20 protein-coding genes and 1 pseudogene are annotated in these 18,209 nt (G+C 69.1%); 8 read left to right on the top strand and 13 right to left on the bottom strand.

Going from position 1 to position 18,209, the window contains the following annotated elements:
* Positions 1-105: 105 nt before the first annotated feature.
* On the top strand, positions 106-2,391 hold the full coding sequence (locus PGN37_RS13860; protein WP_442932928.1) for a molybdopterin guanine dinucleotide-containing S/N-oxide reductase: 2,286 nt from the start codon (positions 106-108) through the stop codon (positions 2,389-2,391).
* Here PGN37_RS13860 and hflX read toward each other — a convergent pair.
* From hflX to PGN37_RS13885, 5 genes and pseudogenes are all read right to left on the bottom strand, one after another.
* A complete protein-coding gene (hflX, locus tag PGN37_RS13865) occupies positions 2,381-3,793 on the bottom strand; it encodes a GTPase HflX (RefSeq protein ID WP_335331592.1) in 1,413 nt (470 codons plus the stop codon). The two genes, PGN37_RS13860 and hflX, sit on opposite strands and share 11 nt — an antisense overlap.
* Before the next feature lie 45 nt (positions 3,794-3,838).
* Positions 3,839-4,715, bottom strand: a pseudogene (gene dapF, locus PGN37_RS13870) (diaminopimelate epimerase).
* A 4-nt stretch (positions 4,716-4,719) separates the two neighbouring features.
* Positions 4,720-5,631 carry a tRNA (adenosine(37)-N6)-dimethylallyltransferase MiaA gene (miaA, locus tag PGN37_RS13875; protein ID WP_442932931.1) on the bottom strand — a complete coding sequence of 304 codons (912 nt, stop codon included), beginning with the start codon at positions 5,629-5,631 and terminating at the stop codon, positions 4,720-4,722.
* Complete coding sequence (locus tag PGN37_RS13880) at positions 5,631-6,317, bottom strand: hypothetical protein (protein WP_335331594.1); 687 nt, start codon at positions 6,315-6,317, stop codon at positions 5,631-5,633. The genes miaA and PGN37_RS13880 overlap by 1 nt, the downstream gene beginning before the upstream one ends.
* Positions 6,318-6,341: 24 nt before the next feature.
* Positions 6,342-7,217, bottom strand: a complete 876-nt coding sequence (locus PGN37_RS13885; protein WP_335331595.1) for a DMT family transporter — start codon at positions 7,215-7,217, stop codon at positions 6,342-6,344.
* Positions 7,218-7,390: 173 nt separating this feature from the next.
* Here PGN37_RS13885 and PGN37_RS13890 point away from each other — a divergent pair, with 173 nt between their 5' ends.
* Positions 7,391-8,773, top strand: a complete 1,383-nt coding sequence (locus PGN37_RS13890) for a DUF349 domain-containing protein (RefSeq protein WP_335331596.1) — start codon at positions 7,391-7,393, stop codon at positions 8,771-8,773.
* Positions 8,774-8,777: 4 nt separating this feature from the next.
* Here the strand turns inward: PGN37_RS13890 and PGN37_RS13895 are convergent, their stop codons facing one another.
* Together PGN37_RS13895 and miaB are read right to left on the bottom strand one after the other, a co-directional pair.
* Complete coding sequence (locus PGN37_RS13895) at positions 8,778-9,356, bottom strand: Rv2732c family membrane protein (protein WP_335331597.1); 579 nt, start codon at positions 9,354-9,356, stop codon at positions 8,778-8,780.
* On the bottom strand, positions 9,353-10,897 hold the full coding sequence (miaB, locus tag PGN37_RS13900; protein WP_335331598.1) for a tRNA (N6-isopentenyl adenosine(37)-C2)-methylthiotransferase MiaB: 1,545 nt from the start codon (positions 10,895-10,897) through the stop codon (positions 9,353-9,355). Before miaB ends, PGN37_RS13895 begins: the two co-directional genes overlap by 4 nt.
* Before the next feature lie 122 nt (positions 10,898-11,019).
* Between miaB and PGN37_RS13905 the strand changes: the two genes are divergently transcribed.
* The 6 genes from PGN37_RS13905 to PGN37_RS13930 all read left to right on the top strand — a co-directional run bounded on the left by PGN37_RS13905 (position 11,020) and on the right by PGN37_RS13930 (position 14,954).
* Positions 11,020-11,748: an amino acid ABC transporter ATP-binding protein gene (locus PGN37_RS13905; RefSeq protein ID WP_335331630.1), complete on the top strand. Its 729-nt coding sequence runs from the start codon at positions 11,020-11,022 to the stop codon at positions 11,746-11,748.
* A 22-nt stretch (positions 11,749-11,770) separates the two neighbouring features.
* Positions 11,771-12,607: a glutamate ABC transporter substrate-binding protein gene (locus tag PGN37_RS13910; RefSeq protein WP_335331599.1), complete on the top strand. Its 837-nt coding sequence runs from the start codon at positions 11,771-11,773 to the stop codon at positions 12,605-12,607.
* A gap of 20 nt (positions 12,608-12,627) precedes the next feature.
* A complete protein-coding gene (locus PGN37_RS13915; protein ID WP_335331600.1) occupies positions 12,628-13,308 on the top strand; it encodes an amino acid ABC transporter permease in 681 nt (226 codons plus the stop codon).
* Positions 13,309-13,399: 91 nt separating this feature from the next.
* Positions 13,400-14,278: an amino acid ABC transporter permease gene (locus PGN37_RS13920; protein ID WP_335331601.1), complete on the top strand. Its 879-nt coding sequence runs from the start codon at positions 13,400-13,402 to the stop codon at positions 14,276-14,278.
* Positions 14,275-14,676 carry a DUF1622 domain-containing protein gene (locus PGN37_RS13925; protein ID WP_335331602.1) on the top strand — a complete coding sequence of 134 codons (402 nt, stop codon included), beginning with the start codon at positions 14,275-14,277 and terminating at the stop codon, positions 14,674-14,676. The genes PGN37_RS13920 and PGN37_RS13925 overlap by 4 nt, the downstream gene beginning before the upstream one ends.
* Complete coding sequence (locus tag PGN37_RS13930) at positions 14,673-14,954, top strand: hypothetical protein (RefSeq protein WP_335331603.1); 282 nt, start codon at positions 14,673-14,675, stop codon at positions 14,952-14,954. Before PGN37_RS13925 ends, PGN37_RS13930 begins: the two co-directional genes overlap by 4 nt.
* On the opposite strand, the gene PGN37_RS13935 is transcribed toward PGN37_RS13930, so the two are convergent.
* From PGN37_RS13935 to PGN37_RS13960, 6 genes are read right to left on the bottom strand one after another with little or no spacing between them, the layout of a single operon-like run.
* Positions 14,941-15,717: a CbtA family protein gene (locus PGN37_RS13935; RefSeq protein WP_335331604.1), complete on the bottom strand. Its 777-nt coding sequence runs from the start codon at positions 15,715-15,717 to the stop codon at positions 14,941-14,943. The genes PGN37_RS13930 and PGN37_RS13935 overlap by 14 nt on opposite strands.
* Entirely contained in the window at positions 15,708-15,926 is a 219-nt protein-coding gene (locus PGN37_RS13940) for a CbtB domain-containing protein (RefSeq protein WP_335331605.1), read from the bottom strand. Before PGN37_RS13940 ends, PGN37_RS13935 begins: the two co-directional genes overlap by 10 nt.
* A gap of 13 nt (positions 15,927-15,939) precedes the next feature.
* Positions 15,940-16,245, bottom strand: a complete 306-nt coding sequence (locus PGN37_RS13945) for a nitrile hydratase accessory protein (protein ID WP_335331606.1) — start codon at positions 16,243-16,245, stop codon at positions 15,940-15,942.
* Positions 16,242-16,862: a nitrile hydratase subunit alpha gene (gene nthA, locus PGN37_RS13950; RefSeq protein WP_335331607.1), complete on the bottom strand. Its 621-nt coding sequence runs from the start codon at positions 16,860-16,862 to the stop codon at positions 16,242-16,244. Before nthA ends, PGN37_RS13945 begins: the two co-directional genes overlap by 4 nt.
* Entirely contained in the window at positions 16,859-17,593 is a 735-nt protein-coding gene (gene nthB, locus PGN37_RS13955) for a nitrile hydratase subunit beta (RefSeq protein ID WP_335331608.1), read from the bottom strand. The genes nthA and nthB overlap by 4 nt, the downstream gene beginning before the upstream one ends.
* On the bottom strand, positions 17,593-18,126 hold the full coding sequence (locus PGN37_RS13960) for a DUF1097 domain-containing protein (protein WP_335331631.1): 534 nt from the start codon (positions 18,124-18,126) through the stop codon (positions 17,593-17,595). The genes nthB and PGN37_RS13960 overlap by 1 nt, the downstream gene beginning before the upstream one ends.
* Positions 18,127-18,209: the final 83 nt, after the last annotated feature.

Raw genomic sequence — 18,209 nt, forward strand, 5'->3', positions numbered from 1 at the left:
GTGCCGCCACGCTACCCCACCCAACCGGATGGTTGGTCGTTCTGGTGGGGCGCTCGGTGGCGCGTCGGTCGGGCCCCGCCCCTACACACCTCCGCCCCTACACTCATGCCCATGGGCATGAGCCTCACCCACTGGGGCGCGTTCCGCGCCACCGTCGAGGCCGGCGACATCGCGTCCGTGGCCCCGATCGCCGGCGACACCGATCCCTCTCCCGCATTGGGGAATCTGCCTGGTTCCGTGCGTCACTCGTCGCGCATCACCGGCCCCTCGGTGCGCCGTGGCTGGCTCGAGGACGGGCCGGGGCCGAGCACCCGCCGCGGTGCTGACGACTACGTAGCCGTCAGCTGGGCCGAGCTCACCGAACTCCTCGCCGCGGAACTGCGGCGCGTCATCGACCGTCACGGCAACTCTGCGATCTACGGCGGCTCCTACGGCTGGGCCAGCGCCGGCAGGTTCCACCACGCCCAGAGCCAGGTTCACCGATTCCTCAATTGCGTTGGCGGATACACCTTTTCCCGACATTCCTACAGCCTGGGCGCGACCGGGGTGATCATGCCGCGGGTGGTGGGCACCCACGACGATCTGTTCAAGCGGTCCACCTCCTGGGACGTCATCGTCGAGCACACCGAGCTGCTGGTGTGCTTCGGCGGACTGGCGCTGAAGAACACGGGAGTCAATCACGGTGGGACGACGGCACATCCGGCCCGCGATGCGCTGCACCGTTTCCGCGAACGTGGCGGCAGGGTCGTGTCGTTCTCCCCGTTGCGCGACGACGTCGACGGACCGTGCGACTGGTTCGCGCCCGTGCCCGGTACGGACGTGGCGATCATGCTGGCTCTGGCGCACGTGCTGGCCACCGAGTCGTTGGCCGACCGCGAGTTCCTGGCCACCTACTGCACCGGCTACGAGCGGTTCGAGCGCTACCTGCTCGGCACCGACGACGGCGTGCCCAAGTCGCCGCAGTGGGCGGCTGCGCTGTGTGGGCTCGACGCAGAGGACCTGACCACGCTGGCTCGCCAGATGGCCGCAGCGCGCACGATCGTCACGGTCAGCTGGTCGTTGCAACGCACCAGGTTCGGCGAGCAGGCCCCGTGGATGGGGGTGACGCTGGCCGCGATGCTGGGCCAGATCGGCCTGCCCGGTGGAGGATTCGGCCACGGTTACGGGTCGATGAACGAGCCGGGACTGCCGCCACTGCGCTGCGCGCTGCCCCGCCTTCCGCAGGGCCTCAACCCCGTCACCTCGTTCATCCCCGTCGCGGCGATCAGTGACATGCTGCTGCACCCGGGAGAGCCGTTCGACTACAACGGGTTACGCCTCACCTACCCCAACGTGCGGCTGGTGTACTGGGCCGGGGGTAACCCGTTCCACCACCACCAGAACATCCCGCGACTGCGTCGGGCATTGGGGCGGGTGGACACCGTGGTGGTGCACGACCCGTACTGGACGGCGATGGCAAGACATGCCGACATCGTCGTGCCGTCGACGACGTTCGCCGAGCGCGACGACTTCTCGGGGTCCCGCAACGATCCGGTGCTGATGGCGATGCCCCGGATGACAGCGCCCTACGCCGATGCCCGTGACGACTACGACACCTTCGCCGCGCTGGCGTACACCCTCGGCGTCGGAGACCAGTTCACCGAGGGCCGAACCTCGGCGCAGTGGCTGCGCCACCTGTACGAAACATGGTCACAGACATTGGATTTCCGGGTACCTGCGTTCGACGATTTCTGGTCGGCGGGTCAAGTCAGGCTTCCGGTCGAGGACGGCCTGACCCTGCTGGCCGACTTCCGCGCGGATCCGCTCGCGCACCGGCTCGGCACGCGCAGCGGGCTGATCGAGATCTTCTCCGACGACATCGACGGCTTCGGCTATCCGGACTGCGTGGGACATCCGGCGTGGTTCGAGCCCGCCGAATGGCTCGGCGGCTCACGCGCACAGCGTTTCCCGCTACACCTGGTCGCCAACCAGCCTGCGGCACGGCTGCACAGCCAGCTCGACGGAGGGAAGGCCAGCCAGGACTCGAAAGTGGCTGGACGAGAGCCGATCCGGATGCATCCGTCGGACGCGACGGCGCGGGGGCTGAGCACCGGCGACGTGGTGCGGGTGTTCAACGACCGCGGCGCATGCCTGGCCGGGGTGCTCGTCGACGATCGCGTGCGGCCGCGGGTCGTACAGCTCTCGACGGGGGCGTGGTACGACCCGATCGATCCCGCCGACCCCGACGCGACGTGCGTCCACGGCAACCCCAACGTGCTCACCGACGACATCGGCACGTCGTCGCTGGCGCGTGGCTGCACGGGTGCACACGTCCTTGTCGACGTCGAGAAGTACACCGCGACACCGCCTCCGGTGCGCGCGCACCAGCCGCCCCGGATCGTCAGGACGTAGCGAACTCCGCGAGGCCGGCTGCCAGCGCGACCGGTACCCGCGCCGTGATCCGGGTTCCCGCTTCGGTGTGATCGGTGGCGTCGATGCGACCTTCGGCGTGCACGCGTGCGACCAGATCCCCGCGGTCATAGGGGATCGTCACATCGACCGCCATGTCCGTGGGTTCCACGAGTTCGGCCATCCTGGCCCGCAACCGGTCCAGTCCGTCGCCGGTGTGCGCCGAGACGAACACCGCATCCGGTAGCGCGCGGCGCAGTGTGGCCAGCATCAATCCGCTCGCCGCGTCGGTCTTGTTGACCACCAACAGTTCTCGCGGCGCCGCGATGCCGTACTCGGCGACGACGTCGTTGATCACACCGCGTACGGCGTTGATCTGGGCCAGCGGGTTCACATCGGATCCGTCGACCACGTGAACCAGCAGCTCCGCGTCGACGACCTCTTCCAGCGTCGAGCGGAACGCTTCGACCAGCTGGGTCGGCAGGTGCCGCACGAACCCGACCGTGTCGGTCAGCACGAACGGCCTACCGTCGTCGAACTGGCCGCGGCGCGTGGTGGGCTCGAGGGTGGCGAACAGCGCGTTCTCGACCAGCACACCCGCCCCGGTGAGCGCGTTGAGCAGACTCGACTTCCCGGCGTTGGTGTAACCGACGATCGCGAGCGCCGGCACCTCGCTGCGCCTGCGCCCGCTGCGCTGGGTGTCGCGGATCTTCTTCATGTCCTTGATCTCGCGACGCAGCTTGGCCATCCGCTCACGGATGCGGCGCCGGTCGGTCTCGATCTTCGTCTCACCGGGACCGCGGGTACCCACGCCGCCACCGGCACCGCCGGCGCGACCGCCGGCCTGTCGGGACATCGATTCACCCCAGCCGCGCAGTCTGGGCAGCATGTACTCCATCTGCGCCAGCGAGACCTGAGCCTTGCCCTCCCGGCTGGTGGCGTGCTGGGCGAAGATGTCGAGGATCAGAGCCGTGCGGTCGATGACCTTGACCTTGGCGACCTTCTCCAACGCGTTGAGCTGGGCGGGACTGAGTTCACCATCGCAGATCACGGTGTCGGCGCCGGTGGCGACGACGATCTCGCGCAGCTCGGCGGCCTTCCCGGAGCCGATGTAGGTGGCAGGGTCGGGCTTGTCGCGGCGCTGGATGAGGCCTTCGAGCACCTCGGAGCCGGCGGTCTCGGCGAGCGCGGCCAGTTCGGCGAGGCTGGCGTCGGCGTCGGCGGCCGAGCCTTCGGTCCAGACCCCGACCAGGACCACGCGTTCGAGGCGCAGCTGGCGGTACTCGACCTCGGTGACGTCGGCCAGTTCGGTGGAGAGCCCGGCGACACGGCGCAGTGCCGAGCGCTCTTCGAGGGCCAGTTCACCCAGGCTGGGGGTGTCGTTGTGGAATTCGGGATACGTCATAGGCGAATCAAGGTTCGCACGGAGAACACTGTTCATGCACCCGCTTTAACAGCCATGGGCGGCCCACCATTCCTCGGCGAGTTCGCCGTGGGCGAGAAGGACCGAGGGTCCACGCAGGTAGCTGGTCGCGTCGGTGACGGTGACGGTGACCGCCCCACCCGGGATGTGCACGCTCACCTCGCCGGTCTGCCGGCCCTGCTGCGCCAGCGCGGCGACGGCGGCGGCGACCGTACCGGTGCCGCAGGAGCGGGTCTCCCCCACGCCGCGCTCGTGGACTCGCATCGTGACGGTGCGGTCGGCGGTCAGGGCGGTGAGCACCTCGACGTTCACGCCCTCGGGGAATTGTCCGCGGTCGAAGCTCACCGGTGCCGCCACGTCGAGGTCCGCCAGCGACTGTGCCGTCAGCCCCGGGTCGACGCAGGCCAGATGCGGATTGCCGACGTCGACGGCGAGCCCGTCGAACGACCGCCCACCCACCGTGGCCGTGGACGACCCGAGCACGTTGGCCTTCCCCATCTCGACGGTGACGTCGGCGCGCACCGGGCCGACGCTGTGCAGCACCACCGGGCGCGGCCCCGCGAGCGAGCCGACGACGAACTCGTCGCGCGTTTCGAGTCCGCTGGCCCGCAGGTAGTGCGCGAAGACCCGCACCCCCGTTGCCGCACATCTGGGCGATCGACCCGTCGGCGTTGCGGTAGTCCATGTACCAGTCGTCGGCGGCGAGCCCCTCCGGCAGGCGATCGAACACTCCGGCGGCCCGCGCGGCACCCGCAGTGGTCACCCGCAGCACACCGTCGGCCCCGAGGCCCTGCCTGCGATCGCACAGCGCGGCGACCGCGGCGGGTGTCAGCGTCACCTCGGCCGCCACGTCGGGCAGCACGACGAAGTCGTTCTGCGTGCCATGCCCTTTGGCGAACTTCACCAGCTCAGGATACGTCCCGCCAGATGCGCACAGCGCTGCCGGCGAGATCGGCGGCCGAACCATCGAGCCAGGTGATGCGGTGGTCGCGGCGGAACCACGACCGTTGCCTGCGGACGTAGCGGCGGGTGCCGACGAACGTGGGTTCTCGCGCGGCCGTGCCGTCACCGCCGGCGTCGAGATCGGCCAGCACCTGCGCGTAGCCGAGGGCTCGGGCGGCGGTCACGCCGTCGCGCAGTCCGCGCGCCTGCAGTGCACGCACTTCGTCTATCAGTCCGGCGGCGAACATCTCGTCGGTGCGCTGCACCAGGCGATCATCGAGATGTTCTGTGGGCCAGTCCAATCCGATGATCGCGGTGTTCCACCGCGGTGCGCCGATGGTGGGTGCCGACGCGGCGAACGGCTGGCCCGTCAGTTCGACGACCTCGAGGGCGCGCACAATGCGCCGCCCGTCGCTGGGCAGGATCGACGCCGCCGCGGCGGGGTCGACCTCCGCGAGCTGCCGGTGCAGGCCGCCGACACCGACCTCGGCCAGCCGCGCCTCCCACCGGGCTCGCACGGTGGGATCGGTGGCGGGAAACGACCACTCGTCGAGTAGGGACTGGATGTAGAGCATGGAGCCACCGACGATCACCGGCACCGCACCGCGCGCCAGGATCGCGTCCACGTCGGCGGAGGCGGCCTGCTGGTACCGGGCGACCGTCGCGGTCTCGGTGACGTCGAGCACGTCGAGCTGGTGGTGCGGGATGCCGCGCCGCTCGTCGGGGTGCAGCTTCGCGGTGCCGATGTCCATCCCGCGGTAGAGCTGCATCGCGTCGGCGTTGACCACCTCGACGGGATGTCCGATCACCTCGGCAACGGCCAGCGCGAGCGCGGACTTGCCGGTGCCGGTCGGGCCGATGATCGCCAGCGGTCGGATCACGGCGCCCAGACGCCGACGAAGTATCCGACGCCGTAGGGCGCCCCGCGGTAGAGCTGTTCTGCCGTTTGGGTTCCGGACTCGGTCAGTCCCGCCAGTACCTGGTAGGCGACCCGGCCGACGATCCCGTCGGGCAGGCCGGCCAGTGCTGCGCTGTCACCTCCGGCGAGCGCGTCGTCGAGTGCGGCCTGCACCGGAACCGAATCCGGGTCGTGTCCACCGGGCGCGGCTGCGGTCAAGGTGTTGGCCCCGTCGGCGACGACGAGCACCCCGACAGCCTCCTGTGCGGCGTCGAGCTCGCTGCGCAGTGCCCGGCCCGCGGCCAGGGCTGCCGCCTGCGGCGTGTGCTCGGCGTAGGTGCGCACCTCGACGGCGGCAGCAGTGGCGACGAGGCCACGCAGCCAGCCGGCCATGAGTGCGCACAACGGCAGCGCGTCGGGCGGGCCGTCCGCGGTGTCGGACAGCCGGACCGGCACGTCGACCCCGTATCCGGCGAAGGTGCCGACCGCGTCGGGCCCGATCACCGCGTCGGTGTCCGCGACCCCGACGGCGACCCACCGGGACGGCAGCCTGCCGGCCGCCGTCACCGCCGCGGTGCGCAGGTCGGCGACCTCGAAGGCAGCCGCACCGGCCAGTTCGGGCACGATGACCGGCGGCGACGGAACGATCGCGATGGCCGTCAGCACGGACACCAACCTAGTGGGCGTGCCTCACCCGGGTTCCCGTGTGGCCGCTTCGCCGCGGGCCAGGGCCGCCGTCGCGACGATCATCGCGACCACGGAGACGACCAGCACGAAGACCCCGGTCTCCCCGGGACGCAGCGTCTCGCCGAGCACGACGACGCCCAGCACGCTCGCCACCACCGGTTCGGCGACAGTCATCGTGGGCAGCGACGCCGTCAACGCCCCCGACCGGAACGACGCCTGCTGCATGGCGGTGCCCGCGATCGCGACCGCCGCCCAGACATACAGCTCCGGCGTCTTCAGCAGCGTGCCGACCCCGGCCCAGCTGCTGAGATCCAGCCGGGTCACCACCGCTTTGGTCAGCACGGCGAACAGTCCCCACAGCGCGCCGGAGACCACTGCCAGCAGGACAGCGCTGACCGTGGGAGAGGCCATCTGCGCGAACAGCAGACACAACGCCAGGGCCGGCCCTAGCACGGCGGCCACCCACACCCACGTGTGCAGCGATGCACGCGACGCGCCCTCGGTCGGATTGCCGACCGTCACGATCAATGCGACCGCCGCGGCCAGCAGCGCCGCCCACAGCCACTCCCAGTTCGTCACCCGGCGGTGCGACAACCGGGCACTGATCGGCAGGGCGAACAGCAGCGAGGTCACCAGCAGCGCCTGCACGAGCAGCACCGACCCCAGGCCCAGCGCCGCGGCCTGCAGCGCGAAACCGACAGCAGCGACGCCGCTACCCAGCCACCATCGTCCGTCGCGCAGCAACCGGCCGAACAGCTCGACGTGGCCGACGGGTTCGTCGGTGACGTCGTGGGCGCTGCGCTGGTGGATGACGTCGCCGATGGCGATGAACAGCGCGGCGGCCAACGCCAGCACAGCGGCGATCTCCGCCTTGGCCATCGGCCACCTCCCCACACGCCCGATCCGATTTCCGCACCGAGCGTAGAGACCGTGGGCGCGAAGCCGTGGGCGCAGCGCCGGGCGACCTGTTTGAATAGCGGTCACACCATCTTCAGGCGCCGCGCTGCGCGGCAGGTGCGCGGGACCCCGCGCGGAGACACGAGGTAGCTGACATGACGACGACCGAACCGGGCGAATCCGCAGACAACGGCGCACCCGAGACAGGCGCTGCGACGGCGTCACCGCCACGCCCGGGCCCGTCGAGCGCCAGGCCCAAGCCCGGCCCGGCGCGTCCCGTTCCGCGTCCGGCGGCGCCGGCGGCCGCGCCGGTCGTCGCCACGGTGCCGTCGGTCGACCCGCACCGCTTCGGCCGCGTCGACGCGGACGGCACGGTGTGGCTGGTCACCGCTGCCGGGGAGCGGCAGATCGGATCGTGGCAGGCGGGTGATGCCGAAGCGGCCTATGCGCACTTCGGACGCCGGTTCGACGATCTGCACGCCGAGGTGGTCCTCCTGGAGCATCGGCTGGCGTCGGGTTCGGGCGATGCCCGCAAGATCCGCACCGCCGCGGTGGCGCTCGCCGAGGGCCTGCCCGAGGCCCACGTGCTCGGCGATGTGGATTCGTTGTCCGAGCGGCTGGCGGCGATCGTCACCCAGGCCGACAGCGCCTCGCAGGAGGAGAAGGCCAAGCGCGAGGAGTTCCGCACCCAGCAGACGGCGCGCAAGGAGGCCCTGGCCGTCGAGGCCGAGGAGCTGGCCGCCACGGCGACGCAGTGGAAGGCCGCCGGTGACCGGTTGCGCGCCATCCTCGACGAGTGGAAGACGATCAGCGGGGTCGACCGCAAGACCGACGACGCGCTGTGGAAGCGCTATTCCGCGGCACGCGAGACGTTCAACCGGCGCCGCGGTTCGCACTTCGCCGAGTTGGACCGTGAACGCGCCGGCGCCCGGCAGGCGAAGGAGGCGCTGTGTGTGCGCGCCGAGGAACTCTCCGGCTCCACCGACTGGGGAGCCACGTCGGCGACGTTCCGGGATCTGCTGACCGAGTGGAAGGCGGCGGGCCGGGCGTCCAAGGACGTCGACGACACGCTGTGGCAGCGGTTCAAGGGCGCCCAGGACACGTTCTTCGCGGCCCGTAACGCCGCCACCAAAGAGCGCGACGCCGAGTTCACGGCCAACGCCGAAGCCAAGGAGGCCTTGCTGGCCGAGGCGGAGCGGATCGACGCCTCCGACCGCGACGCCGCGCGCGCGGCACTCCGCACGATCGGTGACAAATGGGACGCCATCGGCAAGGTCCCCCGGGAGCGGGCGCCCGAACTCGAACGGCGCATGCGTGCGGTGGAGAAGAAGATCCGCGACGCCCCGACCGGCGGCGTGGACCCGGAGGCGCAGGCGCGCGCGGACCAGTTCCGGGAGCGGGCCGAGCAGTTCGAACGCCAGGCAGAGAAGGCCGAGGCTGCGGGTCGCTCTAAGGACGCCGAGCAGGCCAGGGCCAGTGCGCAGCAGTGGCGGCAGTGGGCCGAGGCGGCTGCCGAGTCGCTCGAGAAGCGGCGCTAGCCGGCTACTTCGGCGTGTCCTCGTCACCGAACGTGTCGAGCAGGCTCTTGCTCTCGCGTTCGGCGAGGAGCCGGCGACGGTGCTCTTCGGTGGCCAGCTGCAGCGCACTGCGCGCGGCGACCACGCGGGCCCAGTGGTAGGCCAGCAGGATCACCGAGAACCACGCGATCAGCAGCCCGATGCCGGGCCCCGGGTATGGCGCGGCCGCTGTCTGGCGGGACCACACGGCCAGCAGTCCGAGGAACGACGCCACGGTGCAGCCGGCGAGCGCGATCCACGCCAGCGCCCAGCGGCGGGTGAGCAGGGCGAGGATCGAGAATCCCGCCCCGAACACGATCGCCAGCCAGGCGAACACCTTGTGAGGCAACGCGATCGCGCTGGCGTGGGCGGCGTCGGAGCCGGCCAGCACGTCCAGGCCGCGCGCGTCGCCGGCGTGCGGCAGCGCGAGCGTGGCCAGCAGGGCGAACACGAAGATCGCGATGGCCAGCGCGCGAGGTCCCGGGTCGATCTCGCGGGCGATGCGGCGCTCGGCCTCCTCGAGGTCCTCGCGGAGATGGTCGAAGTCGTCGGGACGGTCGCTCATCGGGTACATCCCGCCACTAGCGGCGCGGTCTGGGCCGGCGCACCGATGCCGGGCATGCCGAGACCGGTCCCGGTGCGGGGCCGTTGTCCGCTCTCGTGCGCGTCGCCGGCGCGGGTGCGCCGGTGCGCGCTCAGGCTCGCGTCGGCGATCAGGTGGTGGGGCGCGGCGCCGGTGACCGTGGTGACGACGATGTCGCCGGGACGGATGGCCCCCGCGTCGGTTCCGGGCGCGAAGTGCACGAGGCGCCCGTCGCGTGCCCGCCCGGACATGCGGGCGGTGGCGGTGTCCTTGCGCCCCTCCCCCGTCGCGACGAGCAATTCGACGGTCCTGCCGATCTGAGCTGCGTTCTCCTCCAGCGAGATTCGCTCCTGCAGGTCGATCAACCGCTGATAGCGCTGCGAGACAACATCTTTGGCGACCTGGTCGGGCAGCTCGGCGGCCGGCGTCCCGGGCCGCTTGCTGTACTGGAACGTGAACGCGCTGGAGAACCGGGCCGCGGCGACCACGTCGAGGGTGGCCTGGAAGTCCTCCTCGGTCTCCCCGGGGAAACCGACGATGATGTCGGTCGTGATGGCTGCGTCCGGGATCGCGGCGCGCACGCGCTCGATGATGCCGAGGTATTTGTCGGCACGGTACGAGCGACGCATCGCCCGCAGCACCCTGTCGGAACCGGACTGCAGCGGCATGTGCAGCGTCGGGCAGACGTTCGGGGTCTCGGCCATCGCCTCGATGACGTCGTCGGTGAACTCGGCCGGGTGCGGCGAGGTGAAGCGCACGCGCTCCAGCCCGTCGATCCGCCCGCACGCGCGCAGCAGCTTGGCGAACGCGCCGCGGTCACGCGGCTGCTCCAGGTCGGCGAACGACACGCCGTAGGCGTTGACGTTCTGGCCGAGCAGCGTGATCTCCAGCACGCCCTGGTCGACCAGCGACTGCACCTCGGCCAGTACGTCACCGGGCCTGCGATCGACCTCTTTGCCGCGCAGCGAGGGAACGATGCAGAACGTGCACGTGTTGTTGCAGCCGACCGAGATCGAAACCCAAGCGGCGTAAGCGGATTCGCGGCGCGCCGGCAACGACGACGGAAATTCGCGCAGGGCTTCGGCGATCTCGACCTGGGCGGTGCGGTTGTGCCTGGCACGGTCCAGCAGTGCCGGCAGCGAGCCGATGTTGTGGGTGCCGAACACCACGTCGACGAACGGTGCCTTGCGCAGCACGGTGTCGCGATCCTTCTGCGCCAGGCAGCCACCGACGGCGATCTGCATGTCGGGTTCGGCGTGCTTGCGGGGCGCGAGGTGGCTGAGGTTCCCGTAGAGCTTGTTGTCCGCGTTCTCCCGCACCGCGCAGGTGTTGAACACCACGATGTCGGGGTCCGCACCGTCTGCGGCGCGCTGGTAGCCGGCCTCTTCGAGCAGGCCGGCGAGGCGCTCGGAGTCGTGCACGTTCATCTGGCAGCCGTAGGTGCGGACCTGGAAAGTGCGCGCCGGGCGGTCGGTTGCCGCCGCGTCGCCCTGCCTGGTCACCACCGAAGTCACGGCGCCCATCCTACGGCGGCCGGCTGGGCGGCCCGTCCAGCGGCAGTTTGCGCAAGTTGCGGGGCCATCTGTGCGTTCCCTGGGTAAGGTCAGCTCCCATGGAGAGCCCCAGGGAGTCCCCTGACGTGCCGATGATCTCGATGAAGGGGGTCAACAAGCACTTCGGCTCCCTGCACGTCCTCCAGGACATCAACCTCGAAGTCGGCAAGGGACAGGTCATCGTCGTGATCGGCCCGTCGGGCTCCGGCAAATCGACCTTGTGCCGCACCATCAATCGACTCGAGACCATCGATTCGGGCACCATCACGATCGATGGGCAGACACTGCCCGCGGAGGGCCGCAAGCTCGCCCAGCTGCGTAGCGACGTCGGCATGGTGTTCCAGTCCTTCAACCTGTTCGCCCACAAGACGATCGTCGAGAACGTCATGCTGGCCCCGGTCAAGGTGCGCAAGAAGGGCAAGGGCGACGCACGCGCCGCTGCGATGACGCTCCTCGAACGCGTCGGCGTGGCCAACCAGGCCGACAAGTATCCGGCGCAGCTCTCGGGTGGGCAGCAGCAGCGGGTGGCGATCGCGCGGTCGCTGGCGATGAGCCCGAAGGTGATGCTGTTCGACGAACCGACCAGCGCACTCGATCCGGAGATGATCAACGAGGTGCTGTCGGTGATGACCGACCTGGCGTCCGACGGTATGACGATGCTCGTGGTCACCCACGAGATGGGCTTCGCCCGCCGCGCCGCGCACCGCGTGGTGTTCATGGCCGACGGGTCGATCGTCGAGGACGCCGAACCCGCCCAGTTCTTCGACAATCCGACCTCTGATCGCGCCAAGGACTTCCTCGGCAAAATCCTGCATCACTGATTGCGAAAGGAATCCCCTGACCATGGTTTTTAGGCCGGCTTTCTCCACACGCGCGGTGGCCGCACTCGCGCTGGCCGTCGCCCTCCCGTTCGCCGCGACCGCATGCGGTGGTGGGGGCACCAGCGGAGGCGGTGGCGGGGGTGGTGACACCATCGTCATCGGCACCAAGTTCGACCAGCCGGGCCTGGGCATGAAGAACCCCGACGGCACGATGAGCGGGTTCGACGTCGACGTCGCGACCTACGTCGCCGGGGAACTCGGGTACGCGCCGGACAAGATCGAGTGGAAGGAATCCCCGTCGTCGCAGCGGGAGAACCTGATCCAGAACGGTCAGGTGAGCTTCATCGCCGCGACGTACTCGATCACCGACGCCCGCAAGGAGAAGGTGTCGTTCGCCGGTCCGTATCTCATCACCGGCCAGAGCCTGCTGGTGCGGGCGGACAACAACGACATCACCGACAAGGCGTCGCTGGAGGGCAAGATCCTGTGCTCGGTGTCGGGTTCGACGCCGGCGCAGAAAATCAAGGACGAGTACCCGAAGGTGCAGCTGCAGCAGTTCGACACCTACTCGGCGTGCATCGAGTCGATCAAGAACGGCGCCGTGGACGCGGTCACCACCGACGAGGTCATCCTCGCCGGCTACGCGGCGCAGAGCCCGGGCACGTTCAAGATCGTCGGCGAGCCATTCTCCGAGGAGCGCTACGGAATCGGCCTGAAGAAGGACGACACCGAGCTGCAGACCAAGATCAACGACGCGCTGAAGAAGATGGAAGACAGCGGGGCGTGGAAGGCGGCGTTCGACAAGAACCTCGGGCCCGCCGGTATCACGGCACCCGCGCCGCCGCCGCTGGACAAGTAGTCGCGGGGTCCGGCTCCGCAGTGGACATCTTCACCGAGTACCGCGCCGAGATCTTCGAGGCGTTCTGGACGACGATTCAGCTGACGGTGTTCTCGGCGATCGGCGCGCTGGTGTTGGGCACGGTGCTGGCCGCGATGCGGCTGGCGCCGGTGCCGATGCTGAACTGGCTGGGCACCGCCTATGTCAACGTCGTGCGCAACACGCCGTTGACGCTGATCGTGCTGTTCTGCTCGTTCGGGCTGGCGCAGACGTTGGGCATCACGCTGGCCGACCGGACGTCGCCGACGTTCATCGCCGACAGCGGGTTCCGCCTGGCGGTCCTCGGATTCATCGTCTACACGGCGTCGTTCGTGTGCGAGACGGTGCGTTCGGGGGTCAACACGGTTCCGCTCGGTCAGGCCGAGGCGGCGCGCTCGCTGGGGTTCACGTTCTCCCAGAACTTGCGAATCATCCTGTTGCCGCAGGCGTTTCGTGCGGTGATCGCTCCCCTGGGCTCGGTGCTGATCGCGCTGACCAAGAACACCACGATTGCCTCGGCGATCGGGGTGGCCGAGGCGGCGCTTCTGATGAAGGAGATGATCGAGAACACCGCGGCGGTGCTCGTGGTGGGATCGATCTTCGCGCTCGGCTTCGTGATCCTGACCTTGCCGCTGGGCTTGCTGTTCGGCTGGCTGGGCCGGCGACTGGCGGTGGCCCGGTGACGATTTCTTCCCGCGAGCAGATACATACTCGCGTGACACGCCGCGCGAACACTCGAGTTCGCGTCTGCTCGCCGAGGGGTGGTGAGCCGTCGTGACCGGGTCGTCGGTGCTTTTCGACGCGCCGGGGCCGCGGGCGCGGATCCGCAACCGGCTGATATCGGCGATCACCGTGGTCGTGGTGCTCGCGATCGCATGGGTGGTCTACGCGCGGCTGGACGCCAAGGGGCAGCTGACCGCCGCCAAGTGGGAGCCGTTCCTGACTCCCGATCTGTGGCGGACCTACATCCTGCCCGGCATCGAAGGCACCCTGACCGCGGCGGCGGTGTCGATCGCGTTGGCGCTGGTGCTCGGTTTCCTGCTGGGCGTGGGCCGGTTGTCCACGAACCGCCCGATCCGCTGGGTGTCGTCGGTCATCGTCGAGTTCTTCCGCGCGGTGCCGGTGCTGATCATGATGATCTTCGCGTACTTCCTCTACGCCAACTACGACGTGTTCGCGTCGAAGTACCTGGCGCTGGCAGGCGTGATCACGGGTCTGACGCTGTACAACGGCGCCGTGATCGCCGAGATCGTGCGCGCCGGTGTGCACGCCCTGCCGCGAGGGCAGGCCGAGGCCGCCTCGGCGCTCGGGCTGACGTCGGGGCAGACGATGCGGTCGATCCTGCTGCCGCAGGCCGTCACCTCGATGCTGCCGGTGCTGGTGTCGCAGGTCGTCGTCGTCCTCAAGGACACCGCGCTGGGATACCAGATCACGTTCGTCGAGTTGGTGCGTCAAGGCACCAACGTCGGGTCGTCCTACGGCAACTACATTCCGGCGCTGATCGTGATCGCGCTGCTGATGATCTGTCTGAACTTCACGCTGTCGTGGCTGGCCACCCGGCTGGAGGCGCGCCTGCGACGGTCCCGCAAGGGTCCGGCGCCGCTGGAGGCCGAGCCGCTGGAGTTGCAGGGCGACCGGAGTCGCGGGGTGTGACCGTCACACTCGCGGCCTGGGAGATCTTGCCCGAATCGGCCCTGCGCACCCTGGTCGACACCATGGTGCGGTTGATCGAAGCGTGCGGCGCGATCGTCATCATGATCGGTGCGCTGGTCGCTATCGTGAAATTCGTTGCCGCACTGGGTCGGCGCGACATCAACCAGTTCTCGTCGGTGCGGCTGTCACTGGCTCGCTTTCTGGTGCTGGGGCTGGAGTTCCAGCTCGCCGCCGATGTGCTGCGCACCGCGATCTCCCCGTCGTTCGCCGAGATCGGCAAGCTCGCCGCGATCGCGGCGATCCGGACGCTGCTCAACTACTTCCTCAATCGCGAGATCGCCCAGGAGCAGCGGGAGATCGACGCGCAGAAGCCGCCCCGCCCGGCGCCACCGCCTTGAGCCCTGCCTTCTCGACCGTCGTCGCCGAGGCGTCATGGTGTCTGGCCATCGCCGGCATCACGATCGGGGTGGCCACGCTGCTGGTCTTCCGCCGGCCACTGCCCGCGCTGCGCGCGATGATCGACCTGTTCACTGCGGCCGGCCTTCTGCGCCTCAGCGTGGACATGTCGTGGACGGCGATTGCCGGCGTCGTCACGCTCATTGCGGTACGACGTGTCATCACCCGCAGTCTGACCGCCGATCTCGGCGCAGCCGAACCCGCCGTCACCTCGCGCTGAACACCGGACTGACGCTGGAAGATTCGTCCCTGACCGGGCGGCGGGCCGCCAACCACGACCACACGCTGCCGATGACCGCCCAGAGCACCGCCTGGATCAGCACGGAGTACAGCCGGAAGTCGGCGAGCGTCTCGGCGGGAAAGCCGTCAGGCACCTCGTGGAAGCTCGGCAGCAGGGCGGCTGCCACGCACATCACCGCGGCGTAGCCCAGCACCGCGACGCCCGTGAGCCGCCACCCCGGCACACGGTGCGCGGCAACCACCACCGCGGCCAGCGCGGCGCAGGCGACCACCACCGACAGGATCGTCATCATCAGCGACGCTGAGGTCCGTTCTGCGACAGTGTCATCCAGCCCGACGCCGGGCGGGTTCGCCGGATACTTCAGCGCCGGGACGAGAGCGATCGTCACGAACATCCCGCCGGCCAGCAGGAGCGCCAGCGCAGTGGGGTTCGGCGCGACACCACGGGTGGCCAGGGAACGCGCCACCACGGTGTGCGCGACCGCGAACAGCACACCCATGACGACACCGAAGCCGATGACGCCGACGGCCGCACCGACGTTCTCCTGGACCGACCGGGTGAACAGCTCCGCGGCGTGGGCATGCTCGCCGCCGGCGGCGTGTTCGAGCGCCGCCTCGGCGTCCACCGCGGCGTCGATCAGCGGTGCGACCAGCACCCGGCTGACGAGGAACGTCACCGCACCGGCCACCACACCCGGCAGGAGATAGCGCAGAACCCCATTCGACGATGCCGTCAGTGGCACGGGAACCCCAGGAGATGGCGCGCGTCGTGGAGGAATTCGTGAATGTGGGTGTCGGACCCGAAGACCGACACCGCACCCTGGTCGTACCCCAGGAAGTAGTAACCGATCAGCGCCAGCAGCGTGATGGCGCTCAGCCGGGCGGCAGTACCGAGTCGGCCCGCGTCGACGTCGAGCCGGGGTAGGGCCAGGGCAGGGTTCGCATGGTTCATCGCCGTTGTTTCCTCAGTGGTCGTGGGCGACAGCGTGGTTGCCGTCGTCGGTGTGTAGGGGGGCGGTCAGGAGTTCGTGGCGGTCGACGAGCTTCTCCAGGGTGGCCACCCAGTGGTCGTAGTACTCCCACTGTCCGCGTTCGGATTCGGGGGTGCCCTCCCACTCCCCGATCGTCGCGATCAGGGTCTCCTGGAATTCACTCCACGGGTAGTGCCGGAATTCCGACAGGGCGAGCGCCAATCCGAATGCACGACGCTGCCATTCGTGGTCGAACTGCGGAGCCGCCTGGTCAGTGGTGCAGGTGTCGTGCAGCTTCATCGGGCCGACCCCGCCAGTGCGACGCCGATCATCGACTCGGTGGTGACCAGGTCCATCAGCATCTCGTCAGTGAAATCCTCAGTCCCGGAGGGCCTTTCGGGGATCACGAACCATCGCGAATGCCCGCTGGAATCCCAGACCTTGATCTCGGTCTCGGCCGGCAGGTCGACGCCCACCTCGGCCAGCACCGCACGCGGTTCGCGGGCGGCCCTGGCCCGAAACGTCGGATCCTTGTACCAGTACGGCGGCAAACCCAGCACCGGCCACGGGAAGCACGAGCACAGGGTGCAGATCACCAGGTTGTGGACGCCGGCCGTGTTGGCCACCGCCTGCAGATGTTCACCCTCCGCCCCGGCCATGCCATCGGGCAAGTCGAGCTCCGCGATCGCGGCGGGGGTGTCGGTGACGACCTTCTCGGCGAACACCGGGTCGGTCCACGCTTTCACCACGATCTTCTTGCCGTTGAGCGGGGTCATCTCGGTCTCGAAATAAGCGAGCACCTTGTCGACCGTCTGCGGGGTGATGACGCCTTTTTCGATCAGCAGCGCTTCGAGTGCGGCGGCCTTCTTGGCGCTGGCCTCTTCCCGGTCGGCCGGGTAGGCGAATTGATCGGTCATGACTCCTCCATCGGTTCCAGATAGGCCTCGAACAATTCGGCGTACAACGACAGCGGGCCCGATTCGGCTCGGGCACCCCAGATCTCGGCGGGGTCGAAGGCCACGATGTAGATCGGCATCGGAGCGCCGATGCCGTCGCCGGTCTGGCAGAAGTAGGCGTAGTCGCCTTCGAAGATCCTTTCCACGGTTCCGACCCGGCCGCGCAGGTATCCCGGAAGGCGGCTGTGCGCATCGGAGCGCGGGTTGGCGATCCGCACCGTGTCGCCCACGGCGAATATCGGGTGGGCGATGTCACGCCGCGGCGTGTCACCGGATCGCAAGTAGGCGATCACCTGCTCGTCGATCTCCGGGCTCTCGGTGGCCGGTGCGGAAGACGTGGTCTCGGCGATGCGCGCCGCGAGTTCCTCTTCGGTCATGTACCCCTTCTCGACGAAGAACGCCGTGATGCCTCCGAGCCACTTCTCGTAGTAGCGGAACTTGAAGTAGTCGAAAGGATTCATTCCCTCGGCCCCGGTCCGCAGGTCGGCCCAGGTCCATTCGTCGGCGAAGGTGGTGGGCACCGCGTCGATCGGATAGGCCGGCGCAGCGGAGCCCAGATGGTTCGACAGTCCCATCATCGCGACGTGGATGCCGAAGATGCGCTTCTCCCACTCTTCGACGAACACGCGCTTCTCGAGCGCCAATGGCGACGGCAGACCTTCCAGTCCGCCGAGATAGTGCTGCAGCTTCATCAGGCCGGATTTCCTTCCGTGGCAGGGGTTCCATCAGGTGCGGTGGCCGACTTCGCGGTCATCGCGGTCGCGAGGTATTCCGACAGAAGACCGAACGACGCTCCGAGCAGGCAGGCGACCGCCGCGACGAGGCCGGGGTGAGAGATCGTGGTGACGGTGACGTCGTTCCCTGTCCCCGCGACGGTCGACACCGTGGAGGCGAATCCGACCACGACCGCCGGCGTGGTGGACAGCAACCCGACCCACGACGCCTGCACCATCACCGCGCTACCCACGCCGACGGCGACTGCGACCGCGAGCAGGCTGCCGCCGAGCAGGTACGCGGCGAACAAACTGGCCGAGGCGATGACGACGCCGGTGAGATTCGAGGCAACCGAGCGCACCCACCCGGCGGGGCCGCCGCCGACGAAGAAGAACGATGCCCACGCCAGGAACACCACCCAGATGGGCACGGTGATGACCTCGGCGGTCAGCGCGACCGCGACGCCGCCGAGGACACCGATGCTCAGCGTCAAGGCCGTTCGAGAATCGATGAGCTCACCTTCGCCACAGATGACCGCGTGCCGGGCGGCATGCGTACTGTCAAAAAGAGCCTCACGGCAACAGGTTTCGCGTG

The organism is Mycobacterium kyogaense, from assembly GCF_036946525.1.
In the GTDB taxonomy this organism is placed as follows: domain Bacteria; phylum Actinomycetota; class Actinomycetes; order Mycobacteriales; family Mycobacteriaceae; genus Mycobacterium; species Mycobacterium kyogaense_A.